The sequence below is a fragment of the Tamlana sp. s12 genome, from assembly GCF_016767215.1.
GTDB classification, from domain to species: Bacteria; Bacteroidota; Bacteroidia; order Flavobacteriales; family Flavobacteriaceae; genus Pseudotamlana; species Pseudotamlana agarivorans.
Map to the genome: position 1 here is coordinate 2913073 of NZ_CP068547.1, position 22016 is coordinate 2935088.

The 22016-nt window shown below is 37.1% G+C and carries 16 protein-coding genes and 2 pseudogenes; 11 read left to right on the forward strand and 7 right to left on the reverse strand.

Annotated elements, in window-relative coordinates; translation table 11 throughout:
- Nucleotides 1-147: 147 nt before the first annotated feature.
- Nucleotides 148-1692: a hypothetical protein gene (locus tag JJL45_RS12545; RefSeq protein WP_068602311.1), complete on the reverse strand. Its 1545-nt coding sequence runs from the start codon at nt 1690-1692 to the stop codon at nt 148-150.
- Between the two features lie 241 nt (nt 1693-1933).
- Between JJL45_RS12545 and JJL45_RS12550 the strand changes: the two genes are divergently transcribed.
- The 6 genes and pseudogenes from JJL45_RS12550 (at nt 1934) to JJL45_RS12575 (ending at nt 9845) form a co-directional block, all read left to right on the forward strand.
- Entirely contained in the window at nt 1934-5788 is a 3855-nt protein-coding gene (locus JJL45_RS12550; protein WP_068602309.1) for a T9SS type A sorting domain-containing protein, read from the forward strand.
- A gap of 143 nt (nt 5789-5931) precedes the next feature.
- Nucleotides 5932-7353 (forward strand): L-serine ammonia-lyase, encoded by a 1422-nt coding sequence (locus JJL45_RS12555; protein ID WP_068602307.1) that lies wholly within the window; start codon nt 5932-5934, stop codon nt 7351-7353.
- Between the two features lie 204 nt (nt 7354-7557).
- A pseudogene (locus JJL45_RS12560) lies at nt 7558-7845 on the forward strand (3-methyl-2-oxobutanoate hydroxymethyltransferase); the annotation flags it as partial.
- Nucleotides 7842-7994: pseudogene (locus JJL45_RS12565) on the forward strand (L-serine ammonia-lyase, iron-sulfur-dependent, subunit alpha); the annotation flags it as partial. The pseudogenes JJL45_RS12560 and JJL45_RS12565, both read left to right, overlap by 4 nt.
- A 204-nt stretch (nt 7995-8198) precedes the next feature.
- Nucleotides 8199-9017: a 3-methyl-2-oxobutanoate hydroxymethyltransferase gene (gene panB, locus JJL45_RS12570; protein WP_068602305.1), complete on the forward strand. Its 819-nt coding sequence runs from the start codon at nt 8199-8201 to the stop codon at nt 9015-9017.
- Between the two features lie 123 nt (nt 9018-9140).
- Entirely contained in the window at nt 9141-9845 is a 705-nt protein-coding gene (locus tag JJL45_RS12575; RefSeq protein ID WP_068602303.1) for an RluA family pseudouridine synthase, read from the forward strand.
- A gap of 22 nt (nt 9846-9867) precedes the next feature.
- Here JJL45_RS12575 and JJL45_RS12580 read toward each other — a convergent pair whose 3' ends face one another.
- From JJL45_RS12580 to JJL45_RS12595, 4 genes are all read right to left on the reverse strand, one after another.
- Nucleotides 9868-10713, reverse strand: a complete 846-nt coding sequence (locus JJL45_RS12580) for a sensor histidine kinase (protein ID WP_202664152.1) — start codon at nt 10711-10713, stop codon at nt 9868-9870.
- A 680-nt stretch (nt 10714-11393) separates the two neighbouring features.
- Nucleotides 11394-11894: a hypothetical protein gene (locus JJL45_RS12585; RefSeq protein ID WP_068602300.1), complete on the reverse strand. Its 501-nt coding sequence runs from the start codon at nt 11892-11894 to the stop codon at nt 11394-11396.
- Nucleotides 11895-11931: 37 nt separating this feature from the next.
- Nucleotides 11932-12672, reverse strand: coding sequence for a hypothetical protein (locus tag JJL45_RS12590; protein WP_068602295.1), 741 nt, complete (start codon nt 12670-12672; stop codon nt 11932-11934).
- A gap of 8 nt (nt 12673-12680) precedes the next feature.
- Complete coding sequence (locus JJL45_RS12595; protein WP_068602293.1) at nt 12681-13196, reverse strand: hypothetical protein; 516 nt, start codon at nt 13194-13196, stop codon at nt 12681-12683.
- Nucleotides 13197-13888: 692 nt separating this feature from the next.
- On the opposite strand from JJL45_RS12595, the gene nhaC reads away from it, so the two are divergent.
- The 4 genes from nhaC (at nt 13889) to JJL45_RS12615 (ending at nt 16698) form a co-directional block, all read left to right on the forward strand.
- Nucleotides 13889-15355, forward strand: coding sequence for a Na+/H+ antiporter NhaC (gene nhaC / locus JJL45_RS12600; RefSeq protein ID WP_068602291.1), 1467 nt, complete (start codon nt 13889-13891; stop codon nt 15353-15355).
- 138 nt (nt 15356-15493) lie between these two features.
- A complete protein-coding gene (locus JJL45_RS12605; protein ID WP_067146280.1) occupies nt 15494-16132 on the forward strand; it encodes a peroxiredoxin in 639 nt (212 codons plus the stop codon).
- A gap of 13 nt (nt 16133-16145) precedes the next feature.
- A complete protein-coding gene (locus tag JJL45_RS12610; protein ID WP_068602290.1) occupies nt 16146-16460 on the forward strand; it encodes a thioredoxin family protein in 315 nt (104 codons plus the stop codon).
- Nucleotides 16441-16698 (forward strand): DUF6952 family protein, encoded by a 258-nt coding sequence (locus tag JJL45_RS12615; RefSeq protein ID WP_067146275.1) that lies wholly within the window; start codon nt 16441-16443, stop codon nt 16696-16698. The genes JJL45_RS12610 and JJL45_RS12615 overlap by 20 nt, the downstream gene beginning before the upstream one ends.
- A 984-nt stretch (nt 16699-17682) precedes the next feature.
- Here JJL45_RS12615 and JJL45_RS12620 read toward each other — a convergent pair.
- Nucleotides 17683-19302, reverse strand: coding sequence for an ABC-F family ATP-binding cassette domain-containing protein (locus JJL45_RS12620; RefSeq protein WP_068602289.1), 1620 nt, complete (start codon nt 19300-19302; stop codon nt 17683-17685).
- A 194-nt stretch (nt 19303-19496) separates the two neighbouring features.
- Between JJL45_RS12620 and JJL45_RS12625 the strand changes: the two genes are divergently transcribed.
- A complete protein-coding gene (locus tag JJL45_RS12625) occupies nt 19497-20918 on the forward strand; it encodes a TlpA family protein disulfide reductase (RefSeq protein ID WP_068602288.1) in 1422 nt (473 codons plus the stop codon).
- Between the two features lie 183 nt (nt 20919-21101).
- Here the strand turns inward: JJL45_RS12625 and JJL45_RS12630 are convergent, their stop codons facing one another.
- Nucleotides 21102-21905, reverse strand: coding sequence for an SDR family oxidoreductase (locus JJL45_RS12630; protein WP_068602286.1), 804 nt, complete (start codon nt 21903-21905; stop codon nt 21102-21104).
- Nucleotides 21906-22016 lie beyond the last annotated feature (111 nt).

Below are 22016 nucleotides of genomic sequence, written 5' to 3' on the forward strand. Positions count from 1 at the left end.
CGTAGACAGAACAAGATAATCAAAAACCTTTTATAGATGAGCTTAAAGCTTAGCTGTAAAAGGTTTTTTCTTATTAAAAACAGACCTCAACAGCTTATTTCTTCAAGGCTGTAGGCACTATTTGATTAATAATAGATTTAAATCAAATCAACCTTTCTGCTCGTAATGCGCTTCCCAAGAAGTAGCCTTGCCAGAATCGCCAATTTTACCATTTAAATGAATTAAAAAGTTTTTTGCTGGAAAATAGGGTTCCATGTAAAGTTCCAAATGCACACGATCTTTATATTCCATATCTTGTTCTAATCTTTTGATGCTAAAACTTTCAATGAGTTTTTGGGCTCCTGTATTTTTATCTAAAAAGCTCACGATATCTCGCATAAACTCCCTTCGGGTGCGCACGCTAAAATTCTCGAAGGTTTTTCGGTTAAAATAATCTATAAGCACTTTACTCACATAGTCAAAAACGCGCACTACAGGATAAGTTTGTAAGCCCAAATTATTACCGTTAAAAAGTGTTTTTGCCGAGTAAGCTATAATTTGACCATTTTCAAAATACATGGGAATCAAGCCCAAACCTTCTAAAATGGCTAAATCATGCTTTATAAGCTTAAAACATACACCTCCTACCCCATTTAATGCGCCATATTTTCTTCCCGCACTTGCTTGAGACAAGCTGTTACTATAAAGTTTCCCTGCTAAAGCCAACGATGGAGGTAAATACAGATCGTCTTCCTCAGCTATAAAATCATATTTTCCTCGTCCTACCAACCAATTACAGGTCATAACCACATTAGATAAATAGGTTTCATTACGCACATGATTGGTGGTTTCAAAATAGGCCACAACATCATCAGGGCCATCCAAATGTGCATAATCTGTTATCATGAATACTTTATGATCGAAAGCCATTTTCGCCCAACGGTCCAAAACCTTATTCCCTCCCAAATAGCCAGGAATCACAAGTAGTGAATAGTGTGAACTTAAATCCAAGCGATCGAAGGCCGAATTAATTTCATCCCTAACAGCATCAATAAACACTGGGTTATCTAAATCTTTGAGTTGATGTAAATCGGCATTCATAAGGCTCATTTTACCTATCTTTCGCTTTTGCGCATTTTCAAAAAACAAAGCCAACCCTTTGTATGTAGCCTCTAAAGTTTTAGCCTTGTTAACAAATTGCATTAAGCTACGCTTATATATATTTTGGGCCTTATTCATTTTTCTAGTTATAGCAGCAACCATTTCCGAAAGGTCCTTAGTTCTTTCCTTTAAATCATCACACAGTTCAACCGTTTTAAAAAAGGGTTCTTGACCACCTTTATCATAAGTAACAGCCTTAAAAGTTTCTTGAGATTGTAATGTTTTTAGCACATCAAAATAGCTATTAATTTTATGGCTTATGGCTCTTAGATAAGGACTTCTAAAGGCCATACGCGATACATCAAAATCAGATATATTTCTAAAAACCATGGTTTCATTTACCTGCTCACCAGATAATCCCTCTAAAACCACAGATATTTGCGGTTTAAAATGACTAAAAACATCTTGAAGCGTTTTTAAATCCTCTATAATTTCAGGAAGCAAAGGTGTCTTTTCAGTAAACCGATGTATCAAAAATGTTCTGTTTGTTGGTAGTTCTTGAACACCTTCTTGATATTGATCACGTTCTCCAAATTGATACCCTGTAGCCATATATTATAAATTTTAAAACTTTAAATATATCGTTTTACAATCTAAAAAACGGGATATTTTCCTACTTTTTACAATCCGAGTTTTGCGTATTAAATTTACGTTGTCATCTACTTTAAATTAATGTTAATTACTAAACACAGTGTTAATATTCAGGCCTTCGGGGTAACAGTATTGTAATCTTTAGTTTTCATGTTCATAAACTTAACAAAGTACATTGCGCCCTTAACCAAATTATGTACACATGAAGAAAATTACGCTATTTAGCGCACTTTTACTGACTTGCTTTATCGGGACATCCCAAGCATCATTAAAAGTAACCGAAATCTGGCCTGGTAATGAACCTGGCAATAATTTAACATCCGATTGGTTCGAAATTACCAACGAGGGATCATCTGCTTGGATATCTGGTGTTGATGCTGATTTATACTATGATGACGACTCTCAAGACCCTACTAAAGCAGTAATCATTGAAGGGATTACAGAAATTAAACCTGGAGCACATGTTATTGTAATTATTGGAGAAATCACAGATATTGATGAATTTAACCATGTATGGTCTCAAGATTATAACATGACAGGTATTCAACTCGGCTATACCGATGGCCCTGGTCTTGGCGGCGGCGGTGATGGTGTGACTTTATTCTTAGGAGATCCTACAGTAACAAGTAACATTATTGACTTTCAAGCTTACCCTGATGCTGATGCTAATGGGGGGCAATCATACGACGTAGCCTTAGCTGCATTTAGTACGGCTGCGAACGCTAACCTTGCTGCTGCTACGGCACAAACGGTAAACGATGAAGGCCAAGCCGCTATCGGATCGCCTGGTAACCAAGGACCTTTAGCTGCTGGTTTCGATTTAATGGTAACCGAAATCTGGCCTGGAAACGATCCTGGCGATAATTTAACTGCAGACTGGTTTGAAATTAAAAACAACGGTTTAACGGCATGGGCTGCCAGTACTGATGGTGCCCTGTACTATGACGACGATTCACAAGATCCTGCAAGTGCCGATATCATTGAAGGTATTACTGCAATCCAACCTGGCGAACGTGTTATTGTGATTTTAGGAGACGCTACCGAAGCCAACGATTTTAAAACACTTTGGACTTTAGATTATGATATGACGGGTATCCAAGTAGGCTATTGTGCTGGTTCTGGTCTTGGTAAAGGAGGTGATGGTGTTACCCTTTTCTTAGGTGATCCATTAGTAACTGCAAACATGATTGATTATGCAACGTATCCAGATACTAATGGTTTTGGCGGACAATCATACGACGTTGAATTTGCTACCTACAGCACAGTTGGTAATGCTTCTCAAGCTGGTGCAACCAACACAAAGCTAAACGACGAAGGCCAAGCCGCTATCGCTTCTCCTGGAAACCAAGGGCCTTTAGCATATACAACACCAACATTAACTATTACTGTTGATACTGCTAACCTATCTAACTTTTTAGATTTACCAGAACAAAATATAGGTTCTGCTAGTGGTGTGGTTCACGATCCTACCGATCCAGCAAGCATCTACGGGATTCCATTCCTTGTTTCAGATGTTGAAACTCCTGTTGCCGATTTACAAGTATCGGTTGCTAGTAGCGACGAATCTGTTGTACCTAACGCCAACTTAGTGTTAACTGGTACCGATGCTAACCGATTATTAAAAATCACCCCTATCGCGCTAGGTTTTACAACCATCACGGTAACTGTTCAAGACACCGATTTAAACACAGCCACTTACACCATTAATTATGCGGCTTCTGAAGCTTCTGTGTCACCAACAACAAGTCATTTTTATACGGGTGCTTCCGATGGATCAACAGGAATTACTGTTGAAGATGATTACATCTGGATTGGCGATGATGAAGATCAAACCATCCGATTATATAACGGAAACCAATCAGGTTTACCTGTGAAATCTATCGATTTTAACGCCGATTTAGGGTCTACCGAAGAAGTGGATATTGAAGGTTCATTCCGTTTAAACAATACGATTTACTGGACAGGTTCTACTGCCGAGGCTGATAGATCGGTAATCTTTACTACCGAAGTTTCTGGTTCAGGAGCTAATTCAACCCTAACTTACGGCGATAAATACAATAGCCTACACGACGATTTAGTGGCTTGGGATACCAATAATGATCATGGTTTAGGTGCTAATTACTTCGGATTAAGTCAAGTTATAGAAATTGAAGCGTTAGCTTTAGCACCAAACAGCACCACTACAGCTTACTTAGGCTTAAGAAGTTCGACTTCTGAAAACAACGCCACTGTAATCCCGGTAACAAACTTTACAAGTTTACCAGGTATGGCTGCTGGTTCTGCTACTTTTGGAACGCCTATATTTTTAGACCTTAACGGAAGATCTTTAAGAAGTATGGAGTGTAACGATGGTGGTTGTGTTTTAATTGGCGGGCCTTTTAATATTCAAAATGATTTTAAATTATACACTTGGACAGGTCTTGCTACCGATACTCCTGAAATGCGTAGTGCCGATTTAACAGCGCTTCATACCAACGGGTCTTTTGAAGGTATTGCAGATTTACCAAACAGCACTTTTTTAGGCACCGATGGTGATACAGATACGATTAAATTATTAGTTGATCTTGGAGCCACTGTAATTTACAACGATGGTAACGAAAATAAAGACCAACGTGTGCAATGGAAAAAATTCAGAACCGATATCGTGACTTTAGGTCCTGTAGCACAACCAATCATTCAAACACCAGTAATTAATGAATTTGTGGCTAATCATGCTGGAAATAACACCAATGAATTCATTGAAATATTTGGCGCACCATTTACCGATTACTCAGCATATACCGTTGTCGTTGTTCAAGCTGATGAAGGTAGTACGGGTAACATCACATCGTCTCATAACTTAGGAACAACAGACGAAAATGGTTTCTGGAGCACAGGTTTCCTTACCGATGTGATTGGAAATGGAAGCATCTCGCTTTTACTTGTTGAAAACTACACCGGATCTGTTGGAAATGATATTGATACCGCTGATGATGGTGCTATCGATACCGTTTACTGGAGTACGATTGTTGATGGTATTGGTGTTATTGATGGAGGATTAAATGACTTCGCTTATGTGGTGTCTTTAGTTCCTAATTTTGATGGCGGTTCAACGACCTATGGTGGAGCCTCTCGTATGCCTAATGGTACAGATACAGATAGCCCTAACGACTGGATTAGAAATGATTTTAATGGTGAAGGATTTTCAGGGTTTACAGGAACACCAACCGAAGGTGAAGCATTAAATACGCCTGTTAGCAATAATAAACTTGTTGGCCCTATTTTAAATATTACCGAAATCTGGGCTGGTAACGACCAAGGAAGCAATTTAACGGCAGACTGGTTTGAAATCACAAACAACGGCCCTATAGCATGGATACCTGCTTCTGGTGGTTTATATTTTGACGATGATTCACAAGACCCTAATGCAGCAGTTTTAATTAGTGGAATCACTTCTATCCAACCAGGCGAATCGGTAATCGCTATTGATGATGCCAATGCCGATGAATTTATAGCCGTTTGGGGTACTTACTATAACCTTACCGATGTGCAGATAGGAACTTACGCTGGCGCTGGTTTAGGTGGTGGTGGTGATACCGTAACCTTATGGATTGGTAACCCAACTACCGTAGGAAATATTGTTGATGCACAAGCTTTCCCAGATACTGCTACAGCACCAGGACAATCTTATGATGTTGAAAAAGGTGCCTTTAGTGTCATTGGAGATGGGATGTACAAACCTGTAGCAACAGCGGTTAACGATGCTAATGAAGCTGCTGTTGGTTCCCCTGGAAATCAAGGTCCAACCTTAAGCGATCTTGAAACCAATGCTAGTGCAAATACTGTAAAAGTATTCCCTGTACCGTTTAACGACTACCTGAACTTACAATTAAATTTACAAGCACCTGTAAGCTCTAATGTACAAATTATAGACATTTTAGGAACTTCGGTTTACAATGAAACCATGGTATTGTCAAGTGGAAAAACAACACTTGGTTTTGTATCTAATTTACCTTCAGGAATCTATATTTTACGTATTGCAGCATTAAACACTGCTATTAAAATCGTTAAGCAATAATTAAGCTTAAACACTATTAAAAAGGTCGGTTTACTAGATGTGTAAACCGATCTTTTTTTTTTACAATTATTTTAAAATACCTCAAGTGGTTGGCGGCATAAATCACTTTTAAAAACAATATATTTGCAGAAAAATGCTGCCCTATGGAATGTATCTCTGTTTTCGACATGCTTAAAATTGGTGTAGGACCTTCTAGCTCCCATACTTTGGGACCTTGGCGTGCCGCCGAACAATGGATAGCCGAACTAAAAAAAGCCAATACCTTTGGCCAAGTCGATAACATACAAATCGATTTATATGGGTCGTTGTCATTAACTGGTAAAGGACATGCTACCGATTTAGCCATCATGTTAGGCCTTACAGGTGCCGATCCCGAAACCATGCCTACAGAAGATATAAACCGTATTATTTCAGAAATAAAGGAAAGCAAAACCCTCAATTTCAATAACGAAAACCGTATCCCATTCGATCCGAGTACCGCTATTGTTTTCAATAAAAAATTTCTGCCTTTTCATTCCAACGGACTTCGATTTTCAACGGTTATAAAGGGCAAAAAACAAAGTTCTACCTTCTACTCTATTGGAGGTGGTTTTGTGGTTAAAGAAACCAAAAACAACGCAAAAAAGAATTTCGAGATAAAATGCAGCTTCCCCTATCCTATCGATAAAGGCACCGAGCTGCTTCAATTTTGTAAAACCTGGGACAAATCGGTTTCAGAAATTGTTTTAGAAAACGAAAAGTCCATTCGTAGTGAGGAAGAAATAGACGCCGAATTAAAACGCATCTGGGACACCATGCTAGACAGCATGTACTTGGGCTGCCATACCGAAGGGACACTTCCTGGCGGATTAAAAGTACGTCGCCGCGCCTTCGATATCCATCAAAATATAAAAGGCACAGCGCCTTATACGAATCCTGTCGAGTGGATTTATTCCATCAGGCAAACCGAAGTTAAATTCCGTCAAATCCTAAAATGGGTAAGCTGTTTTGCACTTGCTGTTAACGAAGTTAATGCCTCTTTAGGCCGTGTGGTTACGGCACCTACCAACGGAAGCGCAGGCGTAATTCCTGCCGTGCTCATGTACTATTTGGTTATTGAAAATCACGATGGAAATTTCGAAGACATCAAACGTTTTTTACTGGTTGCTGGCGAAATAGGAAGCATCTTTAAAAAAGGCGCAACCATTAGTGCCGCTATGGGCGGTTGTCAGGCCGAAATTGGCGTATCTTCAGCCATGGCTGCTGGAGCTTTATGCGAACGCCTTGGTGGCACACCAGAACAGGTTTTGGTTGCTTCCGAAATTGCTATGGAGCATCACCTCGGGCTTACCTGCGACCCCATTGGCGGACTCGTGCAAATTCCGTGTATCGAGCGCAATGCCATGGGCGCCATCAAAGCCATTAATGCAGCAGAATTAGCGCTAGACACCAACCCCGAAAACGTCAAAGTACCTCTAGATAAAGTCGTTTCAACCATGTGGGAAACCGCCAAAGACATGAGTAGAAAATACAAAGAAACCAGCGAAGGCGGACTTGCCGTGGGCGTTCACCTCACCGATTGTTAGTTGTTTTTGGGCGCAACCCTAAGGGGTCGGGCTATCCGTTGCAAGTCCGCGGTCGTACCTCCCTGTGGGCTTTTCACTCCTATCCCTTGCGCAACCCGCGTTAAATGACAACCCCATCGTAAAACAAGAAGCTAAAGCCATAAAAATTTAGCCATATCTGCTTTATTTAGTATTTTTGCTGCTCATAAATTTTATACATAAAAAATGTCTACAGCAAAAAAAGAATACAAACGAGTAACCGTAAAAACATTAGTCGATATGAAAGCTCGTGGCGAAAAAATATCGATGCTTACCGCATACGATTATACCATGGCTAAAATCGTAGATGGCGCTGGTGTCGATGTCATTCTTGTTGGCGATTCGGCTAGTAATGTGATGGCAGGTTACGAAACTACGCTGCCTATTACCTTAGACCACATGATATATCATGCCTCATCGGTAGTACGTGCTGCAAATCGCGCTTTAATTGTTGTCGACTTACCTTTTGGAAATTAGCGCTAGACACCAACCCCGAAAACGTCAAAGTACCTCTAGATAAAGTCGTTTCAACCATGTGGGAAACCGCCAAAGACATGAGTAGAAAATACAAAGAAACCAGCGAAGGCGGACTTGCCGTGGGCGTTCACCTCACCGATTGTTAGTTGTTTTTGGGCGCAACCCTAAGGGGTCGGGCTATCCGTTGCAAGTCCGCGGTCGTACCTCCCTGTGGGCTTTTCACTCCTATCCCTTGCGCAACCCGCGTTAAATGACAACCCCATCGTAAAACAAGAAGCTAAAGCCATAAAAATTTAGCCATATCTGCTTTATTTAGTATTTTTGCTGCTCATAAATTTTATACATAAAAAATGTCTACAGCAAAAAAAGAATACAAACGAGTAACCGTAAAAACATTAGTCGATATGAAAGCTCGTGGCGAAAAAATATCGATGCTTACCGCATACGATTATACCATGGCTAAAATCGTAGATGGCGCTGGTGTCGATGTCATTCTTGTTGGCGATTCGGCTAGTAATGTGATGGCAGGTTACGAAACTACGCTGCCTATTACCTTAGACCACATGATATATCATGCCTCATCGGTAGTACGTGCTGCAAATCGCGCTTTAATTGTTGTCGACTTACCTTTTGGAAGCTACCAAAGTGATCCTAAAGAAGCCCTGCGTTCGGCCATTAGAATCATGAAAGAAAGTCGAGCACATTCTGTAAAATTAGAAGGTGGTAAAGAAATTAAAGAATCTATAAAGCGTATTTTAAATGCTGGAATTCCTGTTATGGGCCATTTAGGTTTAACGCCGCAATCTATTTATAAATTCGGTACTTATACCGTTCGTGCTAAAGAGGAAGAAGAAGCAAAACGCCTTATCGCCGATGCTAAAATGTTAGAACGTATTGGTTGTTATGCCATCGTTTTAGAAAAAATCCCTGCTCAATTAGCCAAAGAAGTTGCCCAAAGTGTTAGTATTCCTATTATTGGTATTGGTGCTGGTCCAGATGTAGACGGACAAGTTTTAGTACTACACGATATGTTAGGAATGACCCACGAATTTCATCCTAGATTTTTACGCCGCTATTTAAATCTTTACGAAGACATGACCACAGCCATCGGCCAATATGTAGACGATGTAAAATCAACCGATTTCCCCAATGAAGAGGAGAAGTATTAATTTTTTGGTTGTTGGCAAGCATACAGCCTAAATCAAACTTTTAACTTTCAACTTTTAACTTTTAACTTTTAACTTTTAACTTTTAATATTTAATATCTAACTTCTAATATCTAATATCCAAAATTGACCGCCTCCAAGATCCTTTCTAACAAATCCAACCTTCAAGTACTTTACGAAGACAATCATATTATTGTTGTAAATAAACGTGCTGGCGATATTGTGCAAGGAGACAAAACAGGCGATAAACCTTTAAGTGATGTGGTTAAGGAGTATATTAAAGACAAATACAATAAGCCTGGCAATGTGTATTTGGGCACGGTTCATCGTTTAGATCGCCCCACAACAGGCTTAGTAATTTTTGCAAAAACCAGTAAAGTTCTACCGCGATTAAACAAACTGTTTATATCCAAAGACATTCAAAAAACCTATTGGGCTGTGGTAAAAAATCAACCACCAAAAACAGCCGAGACCCTAACACATTGGCTGGTTAAAAACCCGAAAAACAATAAATCTAAAGCCCACAATAAGGAGGTTACCGGGAGTAAAAAAGCCGTACTGCATTATAAAGTTATAAAAAAGCTAGACCATTATTTTTTACTTGAAATCAATTTAGAAACAGGTAGACATCATCAAATAAGGTCTCAACTCGCCACTATAGGTTGTGCCATAAAAGGCGATTTAAAATATGGTTTCGACCGCAGTAATAAAGATGCTAGTATTCATTTACACGCCAAACACATTGAATTTATTCATCCGGTTAAAAAAGAACCTATAACCATTGATGCGCCGCTTCCTGAAGATGTTATTTGGAAGGCCTGTGCTTTATAGTTTCTTAGAGTACAACGTAACTTTAAACATCAACCTCTTCCTGCGTAGCATTGTCTAGCGGATAACGAATAATCAACTCCACCCCTTCTCCAGGTGCACTATTCATAGTTAATTCGGCATTAATCAATTTTGCACGGCCATTCATATTAATTAGTCCGGAGCCTTTTTCTATGGTATTGATGTCAAATCCTTTCCCATCATCTTTAGCGGTAACAACCAAATAATCTGCTTGGTAATCTAAAGTAATATGAATGTTTTTGGCTTGTGAGTATTTTACAGAATTCGATAAAAACTCTTGAAGGATTCTAAAAAGCATGACTTCGTCTTTACTACGAGGAAAAAGCTTGTTGTCCCCAACAACCTCAAGTACTGCTTTATCAAAGCGCATGCGCTCGAGTCGAATCAGTTCGTTTGAAATCGATTTTTGAAAACCTAAATCCAAAACCACTTCGCCGTTAAGCGTTTTAGATAAGGCTCTTACTTCGGTCAAGCTCGAATTAAAGGTTTCATTAACTTCAGCAACTTTAAATTCTAAGGATTCCGGACTCAAACGCAGTAATGAGCGAGACTGCATATTTCCAAATATTAATAATTGTCCGACGCTATCATGTAACTCCCAGGCAATATCTTTTAAAATCTGTTCTTGAGTTTCGGCTTTAGCAGTGGCAATTTGGGTTTCAAACTCCTGTTCGCGTTTAATTCTTTCTTGCAGAAGTTTATTTTTACGAATATTAAACATCACGAAAAACGCAATAAACAGCACTACTATAATAGCCAAAACATTAATCATGTATATCAGCATATAACGCTCTGCCGAAGATGTACTGGCCAAGCGTTCACCTGCTTCCATAATGCTTAAAACAATCATAAAATAGTGGGTTAGTTGTTTCTCTCTCTAGAAAACTTGAAACGACTACTGTATAGATTAAAAGTGTCAAGTTTTCTTAATGAGTCTAAAGATATTGAATATATCACGAATAATCGAGCAGGAACAGCAGTGAATGTGTTACAAACGCTTCTTAGGGTAGAGATTCTTAAGTCGAACCTCCTTCTGAATCACAGCATAACGCCTAAACCCAGCCCATGTCACCCTGAGCTTGTGGAAGCGCTATTAAGGGTAAAAGTTAAATTTTAGATATTAGAATTGGAATTGGTTATTGGTTGTTAGTTACTGGTTATTGGCGGATAGCGTACGACCAAAAGCAATAAACCTCTATGTTACAACAACTTCTTAGGGTAGAGATTCTTCAGTCGTACCTCCTTCTGAATGACAGCATAAAGCCTATTGCGTAAAGCGTACGACCTAAAGCAATAAACCTCTACGTTACAACAACTTCTTAGGGTAGAGATTCTCCAGTCTTGCCTCCTTCTGAATGACAGCATAAAGCCTATTGCGTAAAGCATACAGCTTAAAGCATAAAAATACAAAATAAAAAAACAGCAGTTAAAGCATAGCTCTTCAAAAGAGAATATGGCTAAAACTGCTGCTAAGATTATTACTTGTATTTGACTTAAATGTAAATGCTTACATGCAAATGAGTTAAAAAATTATGGATTATACCCTCCTGCTCCTCCTGCTCCTCTATTCAACGGCCCTACAGGGATATCTTCATCATCACCAAAAAAGCTCAAATTTAGAACACTGGCTTTAACTGTATTTTCATATCCTGTAGGCGCGATAAATAAGGTGTTTTGACCTTCTTTTTCTGGATAAGCGGCTAGATAAACACGAATACCGTTCATGTTGTAACCTTTGTCTTTGGCTTCTTGTTCGGCGTAATCTAAATAATTACGTATATCTTCTAACGACCACCAAAACGATTGGTGTTGCTCACTAAACTTACTAGAACCCGCTTTATTAAATAAGGCGGCATTTTTATCTTGCCAAGCCTGATGTAAATCTTGTGCCTCGTTGATAGTAATAACTCCCTCTGGCTTGTAAAAAGAAGTGTTACCAGAGTTTTCGCTGTCATCTTTAGAACAGTTAAATGCCAAAAAGCCAATCACCGTAATAAATACGATGCGCTTTAAATAAATTAGTTGTTTCATAATAAAATGTTGATATTTTTTACAAACATAATCAATTTTACTTACAGTCAGCTATTTCCTTTTTTCGCGGTCTACAATATATTAAAGCAAAGGTGAACATGCCGTACATGAATAGGTTGGCTATAATGTAGATGCTTTGTCTTAGAATGAAAAATTCTTTATCTCTATTATGGCTTCCTACTTCATAAACAAAATACACATCATAAAAGGTTAACGGGGTAACAACAATCCACCATAAAAAAATGGTGATACTGATGTAAAAATTCAAATCTTTATAAAAAAATAATATTTTATCACTTTTTAAAATTTCAATAAAATATAGTGAGGTACAAAGGACAATAATAAGTGCCCCAAAAACAACAATACTGTCGTAAAACTCAGTGAAAAACATATCATTATTGACTATAATATAACTTATGGAAAAAACTAAAAAGCAAATTCCTGCAATTGAAATTATGGATTTAAAGATCTGAGTAACTAAAATTTTTTTAAAATAATAAACATAAAACAATACAGCTCCTATATCCCAAGTAATTGTGTAAAACCAATGATTCTTTTCAAAATTAGTCCCAATAATAAAACTAAGTATGTTATTTGGGACTACTAATATGGTATAAAACCCTATCACCTCTAGGATAACAATATAAAAAAGAAAAAAAACAAAAAATTTAGCAGCTGTAGGTTTGTAAAAATTATACACTATTCCCCCGATAACAGCTGCTATAATCTCAACGGCTACTATAAATAACCTATTGTTATTTATAAGAAAATCAATCACAAATTCAATTAAGGGTTATATCCGCCTTGACCACCTCCGCCTCTATTCAACGGATCCACAGGAATATCATCATCATTACCACGTAAACTCAAATTCAAAGCGCTAGCGGTTGCTTTTGATTTTTTCCCTGTTGGTACGATAAACATGGTTGATAAGTTCTTTTTAGCTTGGCCTTGGTTTTCACCATACACGCCTAAATACACACGAACGCCTGTCATATCATAACCTAAACTATCGGCTTGGTTTTTAGCATAAGTGATGTAGTTTTCAATTTCATCTAAATCCCAAGAAGTAGAACGGGTATCTTTTTTTCTACCTTGTTTCGCCGCTGCAGAGTCTACGGCTTTTTCTCTGTGCTTGGTCCAATTGTTATTTAATGTTTTGGCTTCATCAATAGTAATTAAACCTTTTGGTTTTACAATCTTTTGCTCAGCCACCTCTTCTTGAAGCGGTCTTGGACAAAAATAATAAGTAATAACGGCTCCTAAAATAAAGCCTAATACAAGTAGTACTAATTTTTTCATGTGTAATGGTTGTTGGTTTGATTAATAATGCCTAAATGTACTAAAAAGATTCTATTATGTAAGATTTTGATTGTTATGGATGGATGGGGTTTGTTTATATGTTTAATCGTGGATTTGTTTAATTGTTTAATTGTTTAATTGAAAAGTGAAAAGTGAAATGTCAATAGTGAAACGTTAATCGTAAACCGTCAATGGTTTTTGTAATTTGTTGAATCGTTGATTTGTTAAATCGTTTAACTGAGACGTCAAAACTGAAACGTCAATGGTCAATAGTCAACCGTCAATGGTTTTTTATTTTGTTTAATTGTTGATTTGTTTAATTGTTTAAATGAGACGTCAAAACTGAAACGTCAATGGTCAATAGTCAACCGTCAATGGTTTTTTATTTTGTTTAATCGTGGATTTGTTTAATTGTTTAACTGAGACGTCAACCGTGAAACGTCAATAGACAACCGTCAATGGTTTTTGTAATTTGTTGAATCGTGGATTTGTTTAACTGAAAACTGAGACTGAAAACTGAGACTGCGACTGAAAACTGAGACTGAGACTGAAAACTGAGACTGAGACTGAAAACTGAGACTGAGACTGAAAACTAAAACTGAGACTGAAAACCGAGACTGAGACTGAGACTGAAACCGAAACTTGTATAACTTCTACGAAAATCGTAACATTACCGTTACAAAATCACCTTCATGCAAGACGACAAAAATATTTCTGAATTTGAAGCCCAAGGGCAGCATATTATAGAAAACAAAGCCCTAAATTTTACTGCAGCCCTAATTCCTGTTCTGGTTTTAATGAGTTTTTTAGCCTACAACATTTTTTTTGCTAACGGCGAAATGTTTGGGGAATATTCTAATCAAATTATTTTATTAATTGGTGCGGCTACAGCTGCTGTAGTAGGTTTTTTAAACAAAGTATCCTACCAACTCATGCTGCAAGAAATATGGGAGAATTTAAAAAGTGTTTTTGTTCCTATTATGATTTTGTTTTTAGTAGGAGCCTTAGCCGGAACATGGCTAATTAGCGGCGTTATTCCTGCTATGGTTTACTATGGTTTACAGGTTTTAAGTCCGCAAATATTCCTACCCGCCTCTGTGGTTATCGCAGCGGTTATTTCTATAGCTACGGGCAGTTCCTGGACCACCTCGGCGACTGTAGGTATTGCACTTGTGGGGATTGGTACGGCTTTGGGGCTTCATCCAGGAATGATTGCTGGGGCTGTTATTTCTGGGGCTTACTTTGGTGATAAAATGTCACCATTAAGTGATACCACCAACCTAGCACCTGCTATGGCGGGTACCGATTTGTTTACACACATTAGGTATATGGCCATTACAACGGTACCTACCATTGTAATCACCTTAATCGTTTTTGGGATTTTAAGTGCAACCACAGAAACTTCGGGAAATGCCGATGTTAGCGATTTACTGCAAACCATAAAAACAACCTTTAACATTACCCCTTGGTTATTCGCGGTTCCTGTGGTGGTGGTTGGTCTCATATTATTAAAAACCAAACCTTTGGCCGCTTTACTGGCCGGGGTACTTTTGGCTGCTATTTTTGCTTTTGTGTTTCAACCGGATATTTTAAACGGTTTAGGAGATTCAAAATTCTCAGCGGTAATCACTTCCATTTTAACAGACACCCAAATAAGCACCGATAACGAGAAACTCAATGAACTTTTTGCTTCTGGCGGCATGAAAGGCATGTTATGGACCATCTTTTTAATTATTTGTGCCATGATTTTTGGTGGGGTGATGGATGGTATTGGAGCATTAGCTCGTATTACACAGGCTTTATTAGCCGTAGCGAGTTCTGTATTCGGCTTGTTTGCTAGTACGGTAATTAGCTGTTTGGGATTAAACATTATTGCTTCCGATCAATACTTAGCCATTGTGATTCCTGGGAAAATGTTTAAACAAGCTTACGCCGATAAACAATTAGCTCCAGAAAATTTAAGTAGAACCCTTGAAGATTCGGGTACCGTAACCTCGGTACTTATTCCTTGGAACACCTGTGGGGCTTATCAATCGGGCGTTTTAGGCGTTGGTGTTGGCGAGTACTTTATCTATGCCATTTTTAATTGGTTGAGTCCGTTTACCACCTTATTATTCGCTGCGCTAAACATCAAAATAAAGCAACTGACAGCCAAATAACTGAAAACTATTCAGTTTAAATTTTACTATAACAAAAATCTATAGTTTGATAAATTTTTAGGATTTAATTATTCTAAAAAATCTATATTCTATACTACATTTGCAGTAGAAAATAATTAATAACTTAAAAACAGAAATATGTCATTAGTAGGAAAAAAATTCCCAGATTTAAACGTAGACGCCATGAACGAAATGGGTGATACTTTTAAACTAAACGTTTTAGAAGCAGCAAGAGATAACAAGAAAAAAGTTGTTTTATTTTGGTATCCAAAAGACTTTACATTTGTTTGCCCTACAGAATTACACGCTTTCCAAGCGGCTTTACCAGAATTTGAAAGACGTAACACCGTAGTTATTGGAGCTTCTTGTGATACGCCAGAAGTTCACTTCGCATGGTTAAGCACGCCAAAAGATAACGGAGGTATTGAAGGTGTTACTTACCCAATCCTAGCTGATAGCAACCGTAACTTATCTAGCATTTTAGGTATTTTAGATATTACTAACGAAACTTTTGATGAAGCTACTGGAACCGTACAAGTTGAAGGCGATAACGTAACATACAGAGCGACTTACATTATTGACGAAGAAGGAACAGTACAACACGAAAGTATTAACAACATGCCATTAGGAAGAAATGTTGGTGAGTACATTCGTTTAGTTGATGCCTTAACACACGTACAAGAAAAAGGAGAAGTTTGTCCTGCAAACTGGGAAGAAGGAAAAGATGCTATGCAAGCTAACGCTAAAGGTACTGCTGAATATTTAGCTTCACACTAAAAACACAAAACTCATGGTTCAAGAATTAGATAAAGACAATTTAGGCGAATTAGTTTCAAACAACGACATAGTTGTAGTACAATACTCTGCAACATGGTGCGGTAACTGCCGAATTATGAAACCTAAATTTAAAAAGTTAGCCACCGAAAACGAAAACATTACTTTCGTTATCGCTGATGCTGAAAAATTCCCAGAATCAAGAAAATTAGCTAATGTTGATAATTTACCAACCTTTGCTACTTTTAAAAATGGGAACTTTTTAAACCAAGTGCAAACCAATAAATTTGATCCTTTAAAAGATTTAGTCGATGAAGTTACCAGTAATTAAACATCTTACTCAATTTATTGAGGAGAATGACGAGGATTTCGTAATTGAAACCATCGAAACGCTAGAAGCTTTAACCGAATTATCGTCTTTAAAAGATGAAGAATTGGATGTTATTGGCGAGCTTATTTCTAACATGTATGGAGCCGTTGAAGTTAACAAAATGATCAAAGATGGCACGCCTAAAAAAGAAGCATTAAATGCCTTTATGAAGCGTGTTATGGGATCTATAGATAATTAATTTGAAGTGAAACGGTAGAAGTTAAAAGGGATTCGTAGAACGTGATTGTTATCTCATGAAGCGTATCAACCTATAGCCTTCAAACTTTACTTTAAATTAGTTTTCCAAAACAAATCAAACATTTATAAAACAGTCTGGAATTTTCTAGGCTGTTTTTTTTGTGGTAGATATTGGTTGTTGGGTAAGAAAATTGACTATTTATTATTGATTATTAACCCACTTCTGAAACTCTCCACTACGGTGTCACACTGAGCTTGTCGAAGAACCATCAAAGGTAAAAGTTAAATAGTAGATATTAGAAGTGAAAATTAGTTGTTGGTTACTGGCATAAAACATACAACCTAAGGTAAAAAACCTTCATAAATCTATGTTTTACGACAAGTTATTGAGTTAAAGATTCTTCAGTCATACCTCCTTCTGGAAGAAACCACCTTTTTAATGCTGTAACCTTGTAACTTAACTTCTCGACTCCGCTCGAAGACCGTAGATAAAACCATGTCATAAGTATTCAGCATAAAGCCAAAAAAAATTGATTATTTATTATTGACTATGGATTATTAAGCTACCTCTGAAACGTGGTCCCAACTTGTCACTCTGAGCTTGTCGAAGAGTCTTCAAAAGTTAAATAGTAGATATTAGAAGTGAAAATTAGCTGTTGGTTACTGGCATAAAACATACAACCTAAGGCAAAAAACCTTCATGAATCTATGTTTTACGACAAGTTTTTGAGCTAAAGATTCTTCAGTCCTTCCTCCTTCTGAATGTCACCACCTTTTTAACGCTGTAACCTTATAACCTTGTAACTTAACTTCTCGACTCCGCTCGAAGACCGTAGATAAAACCTTTAAAAAACTCTGAAACTATGCACTACGATGTCACACTGAGCTTGTCGAAGGGCAGCAAAATCAGTATACACAGCTTCAATGAAACGAAGTTACAAGCCTTCAGCATAAAACATACAGCATATTGCCTAAAGCCTAAACCCTACGCCCCATACATTTGATTACGTAATTCTTTAATTTTAGGATCCTGCATATAATCATCCCAAGTGGTGTAGCGGTCTATCACACCGTTTGGTGTTAATTCAACCACTCTATTTGCTACTGTTTGTGCAAACTCGTGATCATGTGTGGTAAATAATATGGTGCCTTTAAAGTTTTTTAAGGAGTTATTAAAAGCTGTGATACTTTCAAGGTCTAAGTGGTTTGTAGGCTCATCAAGTTGTAACACGTTCGCACGTACCATCATCATTCTAGATAGCATACATCTAACTTTTTCACCACCCGAAAGTACCGTCGATTTTTTAAAGGCTTCTTCACCACTAAAAATCATTTTTCCTAAGAAACCACGAATATTAACTTCTTCGCGCTCTTCTTCAGTTTTTGCCCACTGACGTAACCAATCAATTAAGGTTAAGTCGTTATCAAAAAACTCACTATTATCTAAAGGTAAATACGATTGTGTTGTCGTGACACCCCACATGAATTTACCGGCATCGGCTTTTTCTTTATCATTTAAAATCTGATAGAACGCTGTAGTTGCTCTCGAATCACGTGAAAACACCACCACTTTATCGCCTTTGGCTAAGTTTAAGTCGATGTCTTTAAACAACACTTCACCATCCATAGAAGCTGCAAGGCCTTCAACATTTAAAATTTGATCACCTGCTTCTCTTTCGCGTTCAAAAATAATAGCAGGATATCTTCTACTGGTACGTCTAATATCAGCTACATTCAATTTATCAATCATTTTCTTTCGACTAGTAGCTTGTTTACTTTTAGCTACGTTGGCAGAAAAACGACGAATAAACTCTTCTAATTCTTTCTTTTTCTCTTCAGCTTTTTTGTTTTGCTGTGCATGTTGTCTTGCGGCTAATTGCGAAGACTCATACCAGAAGGTATAGTTTCCTGAGTAGTGATTAATTTTTCCGAAGTCAATATCCGAAATATGTGTACACACCGCATCTAAAAAGTGTCTATCGTGCGAAACTACAATCACACAATTGTCATAATTAGCCAAGAAGTTTTCTAACCAAGAAATGGTTTCGTAATCCAAGTCGTTGGTAGGCTCATCCATAATAAGCACATCTGGATTTCCAAATAAAGCCTGTGCTAATAACACACGTACTTTTTGTTTACCGTCTAAATCGGCCATCATGGTATAATGCAAGTCTTCTTTAATATCTAAGTTAGATAACATAGAGGCTGCATTACTATCGGCGTTCCAGCCATCCATTTCTTCAAACTGCACCTGTAACTCCCCTATTTTCTCGGCGTTTTCATCGGTGTAATCGGCGTAAAGGGCATCAATTTCAGATTTAATTTTGAAAAGTGGTTTATTCCCCATTAAAACGGTTTCTAACACTGTATGCTCATCATATAAACTATGGTCTTGCTCAAATACCGACATACGCTTTCCTGCTTCTAGCGACACATGACCAGAGGTTGGATCTAACTTCCCAGAAAGAATCTTTAAAAAGGTAGATTTACCAGCCCCATTGGCGCCAATAATACCGTAGCAATTACCATTGTTAAAAGAGGTATTTACTTCATCGAAAAGCACACGTTTTCCAAATTGGACAGAAAGATTTGATACTGATAGCATAATTTATATTAAAATTTTTGCAAAAGTAGAAAAATGAATTGGTAAGACGAAACTTAAGCGTAGCAATTTTAAGCGATAAAATCAATTAGAAACGACTCTAAATTTGTAAGAAAAACAACTTTTAACAGCCTCTTAACAGCCGAATCCCGTAACAACCTATACTTTTGCTTCTCCAAAGACACCTTATCATATTTATGAGAATTTACTTTTCAGTTGTAGTTTTACTATTAACCTTTTTTGGCTGTAAACAAGACAGTGATAATGAGAGAGATAGTTATGCATATATTGGTGGTGAAATTATAAATCCCAATACCAACTACGTTGTTCTTTCTAGAGATCAAAAAGTTATAGACACTGTAAAACTAAATGGTGTTAACCGATTTCTTTACAAGTTAGACTCGCTTACTCCAGGAATTTATACCTTTAAACACGGTGTTGAAACACAAATGGTGCTATTAGAACCTAGAGATAGTGTCTTGTTTCGATTAAACACCTTAGACTTTGATGAATCTTTGGTTTTTACCGGTCATGGTGATAAGAAAAACAACTACTTGATTAATGATTTTCTTGAGCACGAAAAGGAAGAAAAATACATTATTAAACTTTGCCAACTCTCTCCTGATGCCTATGAGCAAAAGATAGACTCTATTAGAGATCAAAAGGATAAACTTTTAGCTAGTTTTATAAACCGATATGATCCTTCTCCTTTATTCATTAAAATAGCTGAAGCCAACAACAAATACAGTTATTACTCCAATAAAGAGGTGTACCCCTTTGCGCACCACGGGAAGAACAAAATGAAAAACCTTAAAAGTTTACCTGATGGTTTTTATGATTATCGAAAAACCATCAATTATAACGATACCTTTTTTAGTGATTACCACAATTACCGTACTTTTTTAAAGCACAACATAAGTAATTTAGCGCTTAAAAAGCACGCTAAACACGACGATGAAAAATCGCGTAAGCAACATGCTTTTTGCTACAATTTCGAACGTTTAAAACTGGTTGACAGCCTAGTTTCAGACCCTAATATTAAAGATGATTTACTTTATCATTTCACTTTAAAATACTTATCGAAACATGATGATGAATCCTACAACCGAAAGGTTTTAAATTTTTACCTGGATAAGAGTAGTAATGTGTCTGAAAAAGAGCGTATGACTAAATATGCTAATTCCATCCATAAATTAAAAAATGGATCGCAATTACCGCTTGTTGACCTTGTTGATTACAACCATGAAGCGATTGAACTTAACACGCTTATTAACGAACTGACCGTTATTACGTTTTGGTCTAACGTTTATTATCAGCATTTCAAGGACAGTCACTACAAGATTAGAGAATTAGAACTTAAGTACCCTGAAGTGCATTTCATTACTATAAATGTGGATGATTATGGTTTAGAAAAAGCCGAGAAGCTTTTAGATAACTTTAATTTTAATCATGAGCATGAATACCAGTTTCAAAACTCTAAATTGGCTTCAGAAAAATTAATCATCTACCCGATTACTAAAACTATTATTGTTGATAAGGACAAAAAAATTATAGAGAGTAATGCGAATATTTTCTCTTATAAATTTGAAGATGATATTCTAGGTCTCATCAACAGATAATTTCTCAATAAAATATAGTTCGTATTAGAGTCCTTCTGAAAAGTTAATAAAATTTGATTTGTCTGGTAGATTTGTCGAAACCCTACTTTTTATAAAGCGTTTCTTCAGATAATTAGTCTGGTTCTATACAGCAACTTAAGCCTTTAAAAGACTTCCCGTTTTTATCAAAACCTGAACTACAGCTTAAAGCTTATAATGATTCATTAAAAGTTTTTCATAAACCGTACCTGGTAAAATACGTTTTAAAACAATGGAAAACTTCTGCATAAACGCCCCTACTTTATAGTGTACCTTAGGGTTATTGGTTTCAATGATTTTACAAACCGCTTCGGCCATCATATTAGGATTACTCCCGTGATCAACATGTGCATTCATCAACTCTAAAGTACCCTTATACGTTTTATAATAAGGCGAATCGTCTAACAGCGGTGCATGATAACGTCCTGCTGCAATATTAGTAGCAAAATCGCCAGGGGCCACATTGGTCATTTTTATATTAAAGTTTTTCAACTCCATACGATAAGCCTCTGTGATAAGCTCCAGAGCGCCTTTACTCGCACTATAAACACCTCGGTAAGGCAAACCCATATAACCAGCTATTGAGGTGATATTAATAATTAATCCGGCGTTTTGCTTTCTCATTTGTGGCAACACCGCTTTAATCACTTTTAGGGGTCCGAAAAAATTCGTCTCAAAATTGTTTTTAATTTCAGTGTCTGGAATTTCTTCTATAGGTCCTGTTATACCAGCACCTGCATTGTTTATAACCACATCCAATCTCCCCTCCTTCTTAATCACATCTTGAACGGTATTGGTTATAGTTTCACCATCTTTAACATCGAGAGCAAGTATAGGAAATGGGCTATCTTTATAATGCTGCGGATTTCTACTCGTACCATATACAACATAACCTTTAGAATTTAAAAACGTTCCTATAGATTTCCCTATTCCTGAAGATCCTCCAGTGATTAAAACAACTTTCGACATGAAATTTTAAAATTTAAGGTCGTAAAAGTACAATAATTATTTAAGGCTTTTCTTGATCTGTCGTTGGTTGCACCTATGCATCTTAAAATATTTTTTATCGGACACAAAAAA